The organism is Aurantimonas aggregata (genome assembly GCF_010500835.1).
Taxonomy (GTDB): domain Bacteria; phylum Pseudomonadota; class Alphaproteobacteria; order Rhizobiales; family Rhizobiaceae; genus Aurantimonas; species Aurantimonas aggregata.
Genome location: NZ_JAAAMJ010000006.1, coordinates 58,939 through 72,197, shown reverse-complemented (window position 1 = coordinate 72,197; position 13,259 = coordinate 58,939). Strand labels below are relative to the sequence as shown.

Sequence of the window (13,259 nt, the reverse complement as noted above, 5' to 3'; positions counted from 1 at the left end):
GTCTCGTAGACGGAGCTATCCAGCCGAACCGGCGTCGGCCAAGCGCGCGTCGCCTGATACCCTTCAACGGTGAACCCGACCATGCCTGCCTGTCGCGCCATAATGGTCGCCGCAGCAGAATCGACGGCGGATGGCGATAGCTTTCGCTCGCCTCCGCCCTATGTCTTTCATGATCGGATCTGCGCTGGACGCGGCGATCACGGTTCGACATCCCGGGACTAGCCGAGATCGACACGGCAAGTTTCCGAAAGTTGGCTTCCATGACCATTCAGAAGCACACGGCGCTCGCGACCCCGACGCACGGACATGCTCGTCCGCCCCTGGCCGTGCCGAATCCCGCCGTCATGGCCGAGGTCGAGCGGCTTTTGGCTGGACGCACGCGCAGTGTGCGCTTGACCGGCGAAATCCACCGGCTGTTTCGCGAGCGTTCCTGGCCGCAGACGGCGACGATCATCCGCTCATGGATGAAATGGGTCGCGATCCTCGCCATGCTGACCCTGGTGCTCAGCCTGCTGACGCTTCCCGAAGCCATCTCTGCGTCGATGATACTCCCGGCCACCATCCTCCCGCCGGTAGCCATCGCCGTCCTGCTCCTCTGGCGGCAGCCGCGTGCCCTCTGGCTGCAGCAACTCTCCCTCGTCGGCGGGATGGCACTCATCCTCCTTTCAATCGCCCTCGCCGGCGTCAGTGCGGGCGGCGAGTTCTACGAGCGCCATCTGAACATCATGCTGTTCGTGGCGATCACCGGCATCATCATCTTCAGCGTGCCCCTTGCCTGGACCGTGACGATCGCGGCGATCGCCATGGGGATCTATGTCTTCTTCCAGTTCCAGAATCCCGGCATCGCCCTTTCGAGTGCAGTGGACGGCGCGCTGTTCTTCGCCAGCGGCATCATTGCCACGGTCGTCGCTCGACGGACGATGACGCTCCTGGCTCAGAAGGCATTTCTGCTGGAGCTCCGCGACCGCAAGCGCGTCGAAGACCTTGCCGAAGCCAATGACCGGCTGGAGCAGCTGGCACGGACGGATCCGCTGACGGGGGCAGCGAACCGGCGCTGGATGAAGGAAATCCTCGACGACATCTGGGTCGGTCATGAGTCGGCCCCTGCAGCCGTCGCTTTGCTGATGTGCGACCTCGACGATTTCAAGAACCTCAACGACCACCTCGGCCATGCCGAAGGCGACCGCTGTCTCGTGGCGGTCTCGGCCATCATCCAGGGCTGCCTGCGCCGGGGAAACGATCATCTGGCGCGCTATGGCGGCGAAGAGTTCCTGGTGGTCCTTCCCGGAGCCGGTGAGCGGGGTGCCCTCGCGGCGGCCAAACGGATCCGCCTGGCCGTCGAAGCTGCGGCACTGCCCAATCCTACATCCCAGACGTCGCCCTTCGTGACAGTGAGCATCGGACTGGCGGTCAAGGTGCCTGGCGCCGATATCTCACCGGAAAAACTGCAGAACCAGGCGGACGCGGCCCTCTATCAGGCCAAGTTGGCCGGGAGAAATCGCGTCGTTCTGCATGGATCGGGGGACACCGACCTCATCCCGTCGAGAGATGGCGTTTCCGCGCCTCCCGCAGCAAGCCCACCGCATTCGCGGGCGCCATCATTAGCGCCCGCTAATCTGGCCTCGAGGACGCCCTAGAGAATTCGTCTGTCACCGCGAAGTATCGCGTGAGTGCCGAAACCGCTCCGGGCCCGATAGTCTCGAATGCCTCCTGACGCTCACTGCAGACATTCCAGCAACTGGACTGTGAAGCGGCGCCGTCCGAGTTCGGCACGGGTGCTCGATTGCCTATGGAACTCCAAAGGGCCGGCTGGATTAGCCTCACAACGATAATGTTTCAGGAGGCAAAACATGAACCGCAACGTAACCGCCATTTACCGCACCCACGCTGTCGCCGAACTGGTTCGCCAGGAACTCGAAGCGGAGGGCGTTTCGAGCGGCCACATCCACGTGATCCCGGATCACGACCGCCGCGTCGACGCCACCGACACTGACCACACGCGCTACAACGACGCGATCCATGACCTGCATCTGCCGGACGCGGACGCCCGGACGTACCAGGCGAGCATCCGGAACGGCGACTACGTCGTCTCGGTCAATGCCGGCGACGATCGGATCGAGCGCATCCAGGCCATCATGCGCCGCCCGGAAGCCGAAGCTCACAATCTCGACGCGCGCGACGAGGAATTCCGCGACTACGATTTCCTCGCACCCAGCGACACGACCCGGACCGTCGACCCGGCGCTGCGCGCCGAGCGGGACCCCGCCTACACCGGCTCCGACGTGCGGTCCTACCGTCGCGGCTCGTCGCTGAGCGACAACTGATCCCGTTCTGATCCAGAAATTCAATCAAGGAATTATCCCGTGAGCAATTACCGTGACCCGAAAGTAACCACGACCGAGAACAAGAGCAGCGTCGGCAAATGGATCGGCATCGCCATTGCCGTGATCCTCGCGCTGATCCTGCTGGCATGGGCCCTTGGCTCCTTCGACGAGGAAGAGGCAGAGGTCGTGCCGATGGTGACCGAAGAGGGCACAGCGCCCGTGGTCGTCCCGCCGGCTGAATAACGGCCCACAAAGCGTGCGCTACCTTCGTGGCGCACGCTTTCGCCGGTTACTCTGATGCCGTTTCGCAGCCGCTCAGGGAGAGACGATGCCGAAAGATCACGACTACGAGGACCGATCCGCTTCGGACCGATCGGCGGCGGGCTATGTCGTGCTGGCGATTGTCGGTCTCGGCGTCGCCGCGCTGATCCTTTACGACCTGCGCAGCAGCGCCCCCGCCGACAGCAGCGTGCAGCAGCAGGCAGCGCCCGGCGATCTGCCTGCCCAGCAGGCAGCGCCCGGCACCTCGCCTGCCCAGCAGCAGACGGCGCCCGCCCCACCGGCCCTGTAGCACCCTGATCCGGCCCGTCCTCTAGTTTCCGGTCGTTGGGTCGGACTTCTGTCCCGCGCCCATCCCCATTCCACCGTCGCCGCCCATTCCGCCGCCGCCTGCGCCGCCGCCGCCCTTGCCTGCGTCACCCCTTCCGCCGCCGCGACCCTGCCCGCCCTGCAGTCTCGTCGGGCCTTGCAGGGGTATCGCCACCGCCGCGGGGATCGGATCGAGGTCGAGCGCCTTGCGGACGTAGTTGCGCAGCGAAATGACCAGCTCCGCCGTATGGATCGGCCGGCCGGCCGCCATGTCGCTTGCCGCCTTTCCGGCGAGGCGCACGTGCTCTTCTGTCCCCAGCAGCAGGATATCCGACAAGGCCGCCTCGACGGCATCGCGAATGCGGCGCGGACGATCGGAGGGCGCAGCCGCCGGCAGGTCTGCCGGCTCGGTGGTTTGGCCCTCGGCGCCGCCGCGAAGGTCCCGCAGATGCCCCGGACTGACTGTCAGCTCGCCGGTAAACGAGCCGCCCAGCGTTCGATACGCCGCGATCAGCGTCTTGAGGCGCTCGTTGATCTGCCGGTTCATCCGCTGCTGGCGCTGCTGCAGCGTGAGCATCATCAAGACGCGAATGCCGACGCCGACCAGCGCGAATATGGCGATCCCGAGCATGGTCGTGAGCACGCTCTGCCACGAACTGAAATCGAAGAAACGCATCCTTTGCCTCCTGGCTGCTGCCACTCCCTTAGCCGATTTCCCGAGACGAGCATCGCGCATTCGGCACGCGACGGGTTGCCATCATCGGCCCACCGCTCGGCGCTGCGAGAGCCGCAGATGCTTTCCCGGCTGAGGAGATTTTCACCAATTTCGTGAACCGGAGGGCCCGCGCGGCGTATTGTCCCAGTCAATCGACGACGGGATTCCAGGCGGTGGAACAAGTTCTCTCATGTCAGTCCGCGCCGATCGCCTGCGGGGCCGAGCAACTGGATGGCCAGATCGTCTTCGTCGACGGGGTGCTGGTGGCCGTGCTCACCCAGCTAAGCGGCGAGCATTACGGCTCCCATGACGGGCACTGGTTCCTGGAGGCAGGGTTTGGCCGGTGTGATCCGACGGGAACCAAGCTGCCGCCCTTCGCCTCACTGAACGAGGCCGTCGCCTGGATCCGGTCCGCCATCGCGTGAGTTCGGCGGGCAGGCCCCGCGTCATGCAGGCGTCCGGGCGTCGAACGCCACGACGACCTTGACCGTGTCGTCCTGCGGGTCGCCCTCCTCCGTTTCGAAGCCCAGCTCGCGCGCCATGCGCAGCATAGTGGCGTTCTCGCGCAGGATCTCGCCATAGACGCGCTGCAGGCCGCGCCGACGGCCGTAGTCGAGGATCGCCGTCATCAGCCGGTAGCCGAGGCCGCGCCCCTTCATGTCGGAGCGCACGAGCACGGCGAATTCCGCCGCCTCGTTCTCGGGATCGGAGACCAGCCGCACGACACCAAGGATCGAGAGCCTACCGGCTTCGTCGGGCTCGCCCATCGCCACCAGCGCCATCTCGCGGTCGTAGTCGATCTGCGAAAAGCGCGCCGCCGTCTGGTGCGGGAATGCCCGCATCTGTCCCATGAAGCGCAGCCGGAGATCGCGCGGCGTACAGCGCTCGACCATTGCGGCCAGCGCCGCCTCGTCCTCCGGGCGGATCGGCCGCAGGAGCAGCGAGGTGCCGTCGCCGATCTCGATCATCTGCTCGAACTCGCGCGGATAGGGGCGGATTGCCGGGCCGACCAGGGCCGCGGAGGCGGGCCGGACGCTGACGCGCGCGTCGAGGGCGATCACCCCGCCGGCATTGGCCAGAAGCGGGTTGATGTCGAGTTCGGCGACTTCCGGCAGCAGCACCGCCAACTCGGAAAGGCGGAAGAGCACGTCGACGATGCGGTCGAGCGGCACCGGCGGCACGTCGCGGAAGCCGGCCAGCAGCTTGGAGATCCGCGTCGAGGCGATCATCTCGCGCGCCAGCACCGAGCTGAGCGGCGGCAGGCCGATCGCCCGGTCGCCGATCACCTCCGTCGCCTTGCCGCCGCGCCCGAACAGGATCACCGGCCCGAAGGTCGGATCGGACGCGATGCCGGCGATGAGTTCCTGCGCATCGGCGCGGACCACCATCGGCTGCACCGAGAAGCCTTCCAGCGGCGCATCCGGCAGGGATTGCCGGATCGTTTCCAGCATCGTCCGCGCCGCCGCCTCCATCTCCTCGGCCGAGCGGATGTTCAGGCGGACGCCGCCGACGTCGGATTTGTGGCTGATCGCCGGCGAGACGATCTTCAGCACCGCCGGTCCGCCGACTTCGCCGAAGCGTCGGCCGGCCTCCTCCGGGTCCGCCGCCAGCAGCGTCTGGACGATCGGGATGCCGAACAAGGACAGGAGCTGCTTGGACTCCGGCTCGGTGAGAACCGTGCGCCCCGTCGCCAGGACCTGCTGCACCATCGCGCGCGCCGCCTCGAGGTCGTCGGGGCCGATCACCACGCCCGCTGCCGGCGTCTCCATCAGCATCTCCTGGTTCCGTCGGTAGCGATGGAGATGCATGAAGGCGCGGATCGCCTTGTCCGGCCCGTCGAAGGTGGCAATCTTGCGGGCGGCGAAGAACGCCCGGGCCGGCGCCGCGGCGGTTCCGCCGAGCCAGGTGGTCAGGATCGGTCGCTGCGGCCGCTGCACCACCGCGTCGGCCACCGCCTGCGCGCCCTGCATCGGGCTGGCGACGGCAGTCGGGCAATTGATCACCAGGATGGCGTCGCTGTCCTGCTCCTCGCCGAGAATGTCGAGGGCCGCGGCGTAGCGCGCGCCGTCCGCATCGCCGATGATGTCCACCGGATTGCCGCGCGACCAGGTGGACGGCATCACCGCGTCGAGCCGGGCGATCGCCGCATCGCTGAGCGGTGCCAGCCGGCCGCCCTCGGCCTCCAGCGCATCCACGGCGAGGACCCCGGCGCCGCCGCCATTGGTCAGGATGGTCAGCCGGTCGTCGACGACGCGCAGCCGCGTCGCCAGCGTCGCGGCGGCCTCGAACATCTCGTCGAGCTGGCCGACCCGCAGGAGACCGGCGCGGCGGAAAGCTGCGTCGTAGACGGCGTCAGACCCCGCTAGCGCCCCGGTATGCGACTGCGCGGCGCGGGCGCCCTCGGCGCTGCGTCCGGCCTTGATCACCACGACGTGCTTGGCGCGCGCGGCGATGCGCGCCGCCGACATGAATTTCTTCGCGTGGGTGACGTTCTCGACATAGAGCAGGATCGACCGGGTCGCCCGGTCGCCGGCGAGGAAATCCAGCATGTCGCCGAAATCGACGTCGCCCATGTCGCCGAGCGACATCACGTGCGAGAAGCCGATGCCGCGCTCGTCGGCCCAGTCCAGCACCGACGTGACGATCGCCCCGGACTGGCTGACCAGCGCGATGTCGCCGGATCGCGGCGTCAGATGCGCGAAGCTGGCGTTGAGCCCCTTGGCCGGCGAGATCACGCCGATGCAGTTCGGCCCGACGATGCGCATCAGATGCGGCCGGGCGGCCTCCAGCATCTCGCGCTTGAGGTCGTGGCCATGCTCGTCGATCCCCAGCCCGGCGCTGATCACCACGGCCGCGCGGCAGCCGCGCCGCGCCAGCTCGCCGATGACGCCCGGCACCGAGGCTGCCGGCGTCGCCACCACGGCGAGGTCCGGGGTAATCGGCAAGGCATCGATCGAGCGGTAGTTCAGCGTCGACTGGATGGCGAATTCGTGCGGATTGACGGTCATCACCGGTCCGGCGAAGCCGCCGCGCAGCAGGTTCTCCGCCAGCACCCGGCCGACCGTCCCCGGCTCGTTGCTGGCGCCGACCAGCGCGATGGCGCGCGGCGCGAAGATCGCGTCGAAGTTGCGGATGCTCATCGGGTCTCCGTCGTGTGGGCGTCTGCGGATCGTGCGGCGAGGCGCGAGGCACGATGGGGCCAAGCTAGCGCCAGCCAGCGTCGCATGGCCCTGATCAGGGTCAAACCGGAATCGCTTCGGCCTCGCTCTTTGGCGCCGCGTCGCCTATGTCGGCGCGAGGGGGCTGGCCTCGCGAGGAGAACGATCGTGCTGACACCGGGTACTCTGGATAAGGCTTTCGCCGCCGGCGACACGGCGGCGGTAATCGCGGCGGGGCTCGCCGAGGAGAAGGCGCGCACGGTGCTCGACATCGGCGCCGGCAGCGGTGGTCTTGCCAGGGCGCTGAGCGATGGCGGCTTTGCCGTCACCGGCATCGACCCGAATGCCGAAGCGATCGAGCGCGCCAAGGCGGATTTTCGGGGCGCCCGGTTCGACATCGGCGGTGCCGAGGCCCTTCCGTTTGCGGACGCCGGCTTCGACGCGGCGGTATTCGTCAACTCGCTGCATCACGTGCCTGTCGAGCAGATGGCCAAGGCTCTCGGCGAAGCCGCCCGGGTCACCCGCCGCGGCGGGACGATCTTCGTCGTCGAGCCGCTGGCCGAGGGGCCGCAACACGAGGTGATGCGGCCGGTGGAAGACGAGACGGCCGTGCTGGACGCCGCGGCGCGGGCCGTCGCCGACGCGGTGCGGTCGCAATTGCTGGAACTGCGCGGCAACGTCGTCTACCGGCGCAACCAGCCCTATGCGGATGCCGAGGCCTTCATCCAGCGGCTGGAGGCGATCGCCCCGTCACGCGCCGCCATCATCGAGGAAAAGCGCGACGAGGTGGCCCGGCTGTTTGCCGCACGCGCGACGACCGACGCGTCCGGCCGCAAGGTTCTCACCCAGCCGCTGCGGATCTACTGGCTTCGCGTTCCCGTCTGACGAGCCGCGCAAGAATTGGCGTCGTGTCTTGCACCCGGGCGGGTTTTCCGTCCGAATGCCGCAGGGCAGTCGCGCCGGCCGCCAGCCCTGCCCGTTCGTCCTTCCACACATTCCGGAGCCGCTCCATGCCGATCCGTCCCGTCGCCGGCCTTCGGGTTCTCGCCGCCCTCGTGATGGCCCTCGCCGCGTTGCCCGATGCCGCCCTGGCGCAGGCGCGCGACACGGCGACCATCGGCATGGCGATCGAGCCCGCCGGCCTCGACCCGACCGCTGCGGCGCCCGTCGCCATCGGTCAGGTGACCTGGCAGAACATCTACGAGGGCCTGACCCGGATCGACCGCGACGGCGACGTGCAGCCGCAGCTGGCGCGCGCGTGGACGATCTCCGAGGACGGTTTAACCTACGTCTTCACGCTCGAGCCGGACGTCAGCTTCTCCAACGGCGCGGCCTTCACCGCCGAAACGGCGAAGTTCGCGCTAGACCGGGCGCGTGGCGAGAGCTCGACCAACCCGCAGAAGCAGTTCTTCGCGACGATCGAGACGGTCGAGGCGACGGATCCGCAGACGCTCACCGTGACGCTGTCGCAGCCGACCGGCAACCTGCTCTACTGGCTCGCCTGGCCGGCGGCGGTGATGGTCGAGCCCGGTTCCGCCGCAACCAACAATGTCCGGCCGGTCGGCACAGGGCCTTTCGCGCTGGCCGAGTGGCGGCAGGGCGATCGGATCGAGCTCAGACGCCGCGAGGACTACTGGAACGCCGATGACGTCCCGGCGCTGGCGGGCGCGACGTTCCGCTTCGTCGCCGACCCCCAGGCGCAGGCCGCGGCAATCCGCAGCGGCGACATCGACGCCTTCCCGGAATTCGGCGCACCGGAGCTTTACGCGACGCTGGAGGGCGAAGCCGATCTCGCCACGGTCGTCGGCAGCACAGAACTGAAGGTCGTCGCCGGGATGAACGGCCGCAAACCACCGTTCGACGATCCGCGGGTCCGCCGGGCGCTGATGATGGCCGTCGATCGCGAGACGCTGATCCAGGGAGTCTATGCCGGCTATGGCGAGCCGATCGGCAGTCATTACGCGCCGAACGATCCGGGCTATGTCGATCTTACCGGCACCTACGCCTACGATCCGGTGGCGGCGCGGCAACTGCTCGCCGAGGCGGGCTATCCGGACGGGTTCGCGCTGACGATCAAGGCGCCGCAAATGGCCTATGCGAGCCGTTCCGCCGAGGTACTGCAGGCCTTCTTCGCCGATATCGGCGTGACGCTTCAGATCGTCCCCACCGAGTTTCCGGCACGCTGGGTCGACGAGGTGTTCACCCGGCATGATTTCGACATGACCATCGTCGCCCATGCCGAGCCGCTCGACATCGGGATCTACGCGCGGCCGGACTATTATTTCGGCTATGCCAACCCGGCCTTCGACGCCGCCATCGTCGCGGCGGAGACCGCCACCGATCCGGCGGAGCGGATTGCCCGCTACGGCGAGGCACAGCGCATCCTCGCCGACGAGGTGCCGGCCCTCTACCTCTTCGTGATGCCGAAGCTCGGCGTCTGGAACGCCGCCCTCACCGGTCTCTGGGAGAACGAGCCGATCCCTTCCAACGACCTGACCGACGTCGCGTGGACCGACTGACCCGTCCATGCTGCGGATGATCGCCTGGCGGCTCGCCGGCCTCGTCGTCACGCTGCTGGCGGTATCGGTCGTAATATTCCTGGTCATGGACGTGCTGCCAGGCGATCCGGCAGCGATCATGCTCGGCACCTCTGCACGACCCGACACGCTGGCGGCGCTGCGCCTCGAGCTCGGGCTCGACCAGCCGCTGCCGCTGCGCTTTGCCGCCTGGATTGGCGGCGTGCTGACAGGCGATCTCGGCACCTCCACCACCTATGGCGGCCCGGTGGCAGGCCTGATCCTCGACCGGTTGGGGGTAACGCTGCCGCTGGCGCTGATGGCGATCGTCCTGTCGGTCGCGCTGGCGCTGCCGCTCGGCATTCTCGCGGCGTCGCGGCGCGGCAGTGCCTGGGATCTATTGGCCACCGGCGTCGCCCAGATCGGCGTCGCGATGCCGAATTTCTGGGTCGGCATCCTGCTCATCCTGGTCTTTGCCTCGACCCTCGGGATCATGCCGTCCGGTGGTTTTCCGGGCTGGGATGCCGGCATCCCGCCGGCCCTTGCCGCCCTGGCGCTGCCTGCCATCGCATTGGCGCTTCCGCAGGCCGGCGTGCTGACCCGCGTCACACGGTCGGCGGTCCTCGACGTGCTGCACGAGGATTTCGTGCGGACCGCGCGCGCCAAGGGCCTGACGAAGCGCGCGGCCCTCTGGCGTCACGCGGTGCCGAACGCGCTCTTGCCGGTGGTGACGGTCGTCGGCCTGCAATTCACCTTCCTGATCGCCGGCGCGGTGCTGGTCGAGAACGTCTTCGGCCTCCCCGGCCTCGGCCGCCTCGCCCTGCAGGCGCTGCAGCAGCGCGACCTGGTCGTCATGCAGGACGTCGTGCTGCTGTTGGCGGCGCTGGTCATCGTAGTGAACTTCCTGGTCGATCTCTCCTATCTCGTGCTCGATCCGCGGCTGAGGGCGTCGGCATGAGCGTCGTCGTCGGAGCGACGCGGATGCGCGGCACCGCACCCGGATGGCGCCTCGCCGTCGGCGGCGCGATCGTCGCCGGGATTGTCGCCGTCGCGCTGCTGTCGCTGGTATGGACGCCGGCCATTCCGACGAAGCTCGACATCGCCGCCCGGCTCCGCCCGCCCCTGACGGGTGGCCTTCTCGGCACCGACCAGCTGGGCCGGGACGTGCTGTCGCTGCTGATGGCGGGGGCGGTGAATTCGCTGGTGATCGCCGTTACCGCCGTCGCCATCGGCGCCAGTCTCGGCACGCTGCTCGGCCTGATCGCGGCGTCGCGCCGCGGCTGGATCGAGGCCGGGGTGATGCGGGCGATGGACGTCGTCTTCGCGTTTCCGCCGATCCTCTCCGCGATGATGCTGGCGGCCCTGCTCGGGACCGGCATGATCAACGCCATCGTCGCGATCGCCGTGTTCATGGTTCCGGTGTTCGCCCGCATCACCCGCGGCGCGGCGATGCGGATTCTCGCCCGCGACTACATCCTCGCCGCGCGGGGCGCCGGCAAGAGCGGTCCGCGCATCGCGGTCGAGCACGTGCTGCCGAACATCTCGGGCGACCTGATCGTCCAGGCGACGATCCAGCTGGGCCTCGCAACCCTGACCGAAGCAGGGCTCAGCTTCCTGGGCCTCGGCCTGGCGCCGCCGGCGCCCAGCTGGGGCCGGATGCTGGCCGATTCGCAGACCTATCTGACCACCGCGCCCTGGCTCGCCGTCGCGCCGGGGCTGGCGATCGCCATCGCCGTGCTTGGGCTGAACCTCCTGGGCGACGGCCTGCGCGACCGCCTCGATCCGCGCCGGGACCTCGGTCGATGAGCCCGCTGCTCTCCGTCGCGAATCTCGGCGTGTCGCTGGCCCAGCCGGACGGATCGCTCCTGCCGATCCTTCACGATGTCGGCTTCGATCTTGCGGCAGGCGAGACGCTCGGCATCGTCGGCGAATCCGGTTCCGGCAAGTCGCTGCTGGCGCTGGCGCTGATCGGACTCCTGCCCGGATCCGCGGTCCTCAGCGGCAGCATCCGTTTCGAGGGCAGCGACCTCGTCGGGGCGAGCGAGGCGGAACTCCGCGCGATCAGGGGCCGACGGATTGCGATGATCTTCCAAGAGCCGATGACGGCGCTCAACCCGGCGATGCGGATCGGCGACCAGATCGCCGAGGGGCTGCGGCTGGACGGGGCGCGCCCGGCGGCGGCCCGCGCCGGGGCGCTGGCGCTGCTCGACCGAGTGCGCATCGTGGATGCGGCGAACCGCATCGACGCCTTTCCGCACGAATTGTCCGGCGGCCAGCGCCAGCGTGTCATAATCGCCATCGCACTGGCGCGATCGCCCTCGCTGCTGGTCGCCGACGAGCCGACGACGGCGCTCGACGTGACGGTGCAGCGGGACGTGCTGGACATTCTCGGCGAGCTCGTCGCCGAGGCGAACATGGCGCTGATCCTCGTCAGCCATGATCTTGGGGTCATCGCCCGGACCGTCGCCCGGACGCTGGTGCTTTATGCCGGAACCCGCTTCGAGGAAGCGCCGACCAGTGCGCTGCTGGCCGAACCGGCCAATCCGTATACGCGCGGCCTGATCGGCGCGATGCCGCGCCGGCGAACAGACGCGGGCGCCGGCCGCCAGCGCCTGGCGGTCATCGCCGGCACCGTGCCGGCCTTCGGCGCGCTCCCGCCCGGCTGCCGATTTGCCAATCGCTGCCCCGAGCACATCCCGGCTTGCGACGACGGCGAGCCCGCCTGGCGGGCGATCGGACCAGAGCGGGCCGTGCGCTGCATCCGGGCGACGCGCGAAGGCGCCAGGCCATGAGCGCGTCGCTGCTCGCCGTCGATGCGGTCTCGAAGCTTTACGCCGGCGGCGGGCTGTTCAGCCGTCGACCGCCCTTGCCGGCGCTCGACCGCGTCAGCCTGGAGGTGAGCGCGGGGCAGATCCACGGCATCGTCGGTGAGAGCGGCAGCGGCAAGTCTACCCTGGCGCGCATCGTCACGGCGCTGGACCGGCCGAGCAGCGGGCGCGTGCTGCTCGAGGGGGACGATCTGCACGATCTGCCTGCTGCCGCGCTGCGGGCGAGGCGGCGGGAGATCCAGATGGTCTTCCAGGACCCCTACGGCTCGCTCGACCCGCGCCAACGTGTCGGCCGTATCGTCGCCGAGCCGCTGCATCTTGTCGTGCCGAAGCTGTCGCGGGCGGAGCGTATGGCACGGGTCGAGGTCGTGCTCGAAAGCGTCGGGCTCGCTGCTTCGGACGCGATGCGCCGGCCGCACGAATTCTCCGGCGGGCAACGCCAGCGCATCGCCATTGCCCGGGCACTGGTCACCCGCCCGAAGCTGCTGGTCGCGGACGAGGCGGTCTCGGCGCTCGATCTTTCCGTACAGGCGCAGATCCTGAACCTGTTCCTCGATCTCTCGGATCAGGAGGGGCTGGCGATCCTGTTCATCAGCCATAATCTCTCCGCTGTCGCCGCGATCGCCGATATCGTTTCCGTCATGTACCGGGGACGGATCGTCGAGACGGGGCCTGCCGAGGCGATCTTCGTCGATCCCAGACATCCTTACACGCGGGCGCTTGCCCTGGCCGAACCCGCGTTGGACAGGCCCGAATCGCTGAAGCCTCGACCGGCCGACGCGCGGGACGCTGGATTCGCCGCACCTGCGGCAAGCGGGTGCCTCTATCGCGGCTTCTGCCCCATTGCCGCCCCGATCTGCGCCGAGGAACCTCTACTGCGCCGGGTCGGACCATCTCGCAGGAGCGCCTGTCACTTCGCCGGAGCCCTGTCCCAGTGAGGTAACCCCAATGGTTCGAGTGATACCAGGCCATGCAACGTTAATATAACCGATCGAAATGACCTGCTCTTATTCGTCGAGTGAGCAAATGAAGCTCAACGGCTACAGGACAGTGCCAGAGCGGACCACCACTAAACCCGGTAATGCATAAATTGCCTTAAATACCTCGCGCCACATTTATGCTACCTTAGT

General features: G+C 68.3%; 13 protein-coding genes. 11 read left to right on the top strand and 2 right to left on the bottom strand.

Annotation, left to right across the window (positions count from 1 at the left end; translation table 11 throughout):
- Positions 1-260: 260 nt before the first annotated feature.
- From GTW51_RS10385 to GTW51_RS10370, 4 genes are all read left to right on the top strand, one after another.
- A complete protein-coding gene (locus GTW51_RS10385) occupies positions 261-1,637 on the top strand; it encodes a GGDEF domain-containing protein (RefSeq protein WP_163043859.1) in 1,377 nt (458 codons plus the stop codon).
- A 213-nt stretch (positions 1,638-1,850) separates the two neighbouring features.
- Positions 1,851-2,324: a hypothetical protein gene (locus tag GTW51_RS10380; RefSeq protein WP_163043858.1), complete on the top strand. Its 474-nt coding sequence runs from the start codon at positions 1,851-1,853 to the stop codon at positions 2,322-2,324.
- Between the two features lie 39 nt (positions 2,325-2,363).
- Complete coding sequence (locus tag GTW51_RS10375) at positions 2,364-2,567, top strand: hypothetical protein (RefSeq protein WP_163043857.1); 204 nt, start codon at positions 2,364-2,366, stop codon at positions 2,565-2,567.
- 85 nt (positions 2,568-2,652) lie between these two features.
- Positions 2,653-2,895 (top strand): hypothetical protein, encoded by a 243-nt coding sequence (locus GTW51_RS10370; RefSeq protein ID WP_163043856.1) that lies wholly within the window; start codon positions 2,653-2,655, stop codon positions 2,893-2,895.
- A 21-nt stretch (positions 2,896-2,916) separates the two neighbouring features.
- Here GTW51_RS10370 and GTW51_RS10365 read toward each other — a convergent pair whose 3' ends face one another.
- Entirely contained in the window at positions 2,917-3,588 is a 672-nt protein-coding gene (locus tag GTW51_RS10365; protein ID WP_163043855.1) for a hypothetical protein, read from the bottom strand.
- 212 nt (positions 3,589-3,800) lie between these two features.
- On the opposite strand from GTW51_RS10365, the gene GTW51_RS10360 reads away from it, so the two are divergent.
- On the top strand, positions 3,801-4,052 hold the full coding sequence (locus GTW51_RS10360; RefSeq protein WP_343033985.1) for a hypothetical protein: 252 nt from the start codon (positions 3,801-3,803) through the stop codon (positions 4,050-4,052).
- A gap of 21 nt (positions 4,053-4,073) precedes the next feature.
- Here GTW51_RS10360 and GTW51_RS10355 read toward each other — a convergent pair whose 3' ends face one another.
- A complete protein-coding gene (locus GTW51_RS10355) occupies positions 4,074-6,767 on the bottom strand; it encodes a bifunctional acetate--CoA ligase family protein/GNAT family N-acetyltransferase (protein ID WP_163043854.1) in 2,694 nt (897 codons plus the stop codon).
- Positions 6,768-6,953: 186 nt separating this feature from the next.
- Here GTW51_RS10355 and GTW51_RS10350 point away from each other — a divergent pair, with 186 nt between their 5' ends.
- The 6 genes from GTW51_RS10350 (at position 6,954) to GTW51_RS10325 (ending at position 13,067) form a co-directional block, all read left to right on the top strand.
- Complete coding sequence (locus GTW51_RS10350) at positions 6,954-7,670, top strand: class I SAM-dependent methyltransferase (RefSeq protein WP_343033984.1); 717 nt, start codon at positions 6,954-6,956, stop codon at positions 7,668-7,670.
- 125 nt (positions 7,671-7,795) lie between these two features.
- Positions 7,796-9,304 carry an ABC transporter substrate-binding protein gene (locus GTW51_RS10345; protein ID WP_163043852.1) on the top strand — a complete coding sequence of 503 codons (1,509 nt, stop codon included), beginning with the start codon at positions 7,796-7,798 and terminating at the stop codon, positions 9,302-9,304.
- Between the two features lie 7 nt (positions 9,305-9,311).
- Entirely contained in the window at positions 9,312-10,259 is a 948-nt protein-coding gene (locus GTW51_RS10340; protein WP_163043851.1) for an ABC transporter permease, read from the top strand.
- Complete coding sequence (locus GTW51_RS10335) at positions 10,256-11,107, top strand: ABC transporter permease (protein WP_163043850.1); 852 nt, start codon at positions 10,256-10,258, stop codon at positions 11,105-11,107. The genes GTW51_RS10340 and GTW51_RS10335 overlap by 4 nt, the downstream gene beginning before the upstream one ends.
- Positions 11,104-12,093 carry an ABC transporter ATP-binding protein gene (locus GTW51_RS10330; protein ID WP_163043849.1) on the top strand — a complete coding sequence of 330 codons (990 nt, stop codon included), beginning with the start codon at positions 11,104-11,106 and terminating at the stop codon, positions 12,091-12,093. The genes GTW51_RS10335 and GTW51_RS10330 overlap by 4 nt, the downstream gene beginning before the upstream one ends.
- Positions 12,090-13,067, top strand: a complete 978-nt coding sequence (locus GTW51_RS10325; RefSeq protein WP_163043848.1) for an oligopeptide/dipeptide ABC transporter ATP-binding protein — start codon at positions 12,090-12,092, stop codon at positions 13,065-13,067. The genes GTW51_RS10330 and GTW51_RS10325 overlap by 4 nt, the downstream gene beginning before the upstream one ends.
- Positions 13,068-13,259 lie beyond the last annotated feature (192 nt).

What these genes read in the sequence shown, in the direction of transcription:
- GTW51_RS10385 (WP_163043859.1), top strand. Translation starts at nt 261, where the DNA reads ATGACCATTCAGAAGCACACGGCGCTCGCGACCCCGACGCACGGACAT.
- GTW51_RS10380 (WP_163043858.1), top strand. Translation starts at nt 1,851, where the DNA reads ATGAACCGCAACGTAACCGCCATTTACCGCACCCACGCTGTCGCCGAA.
- GTW51_RS10370 (WP_163043856.1), top strand. Translation starts at nt 2,653, where the DNA reads ATGCCGAAAGATCACGACTACGAGGACCGATCCGCTTCGGACCGATCG.
- GTW51_RS10365 (WP_163043855.1), bottom strand. Translation starts at nt 3,588, where the DNA reads ATGCGTTTCTTCGATTTCAGTTCGTGGCAGAGCGTGCTCACGACCATG.
- GTW51_RS10355 (WP_163043854.1), bottom strand. Translation starts at nt 6,767, where the DNA reads ATGAGCATCCGCAACTTCGACGCGATCTTCGCGCCGCGCGCCATCGCG.
- GTW51_RS10345 (WP_163043852.1), top strand. Translation starts at nt 7,796, where the DNA reads ATGCCGATCCGTCCCGTCGCCGGCCTTCGGGTTCTCGCCGCCCTCGTG.
- GTW51_RS10340 (WP_163043851.1), top strand. Translation starts at nt 9,312, where the DNA reads ATGCTGCGGATGATCGCCTGGCGGCTCGCCGGCCTCGTCGTCACGCTG.
- GTW51_RS10335 (WP_163043850.1), top strand. Translation starts at nt 10,256, where the DNA reads ATGAGCGTCGTCGTCGGAGCGACGCGGATGCGCGGCACCGCACCCGGA.
- GTW51_RS10330 (WP_163043849.1), top strand. Translation starts at nt 11,104, where the DNA reads ATGAGCCCGCTGCTCTCCGTCGCGAATCTCGGCGTGTCGCTGGCCCAG.
- GTW51_RS10325 (WP_163043848.1), top strand. Translation starts at nt 12,090, where the DNA reads ATGAGCGCGTCGCTGCTCGCCGTCGATGCGGTCTCGAAGCTTTACGCC.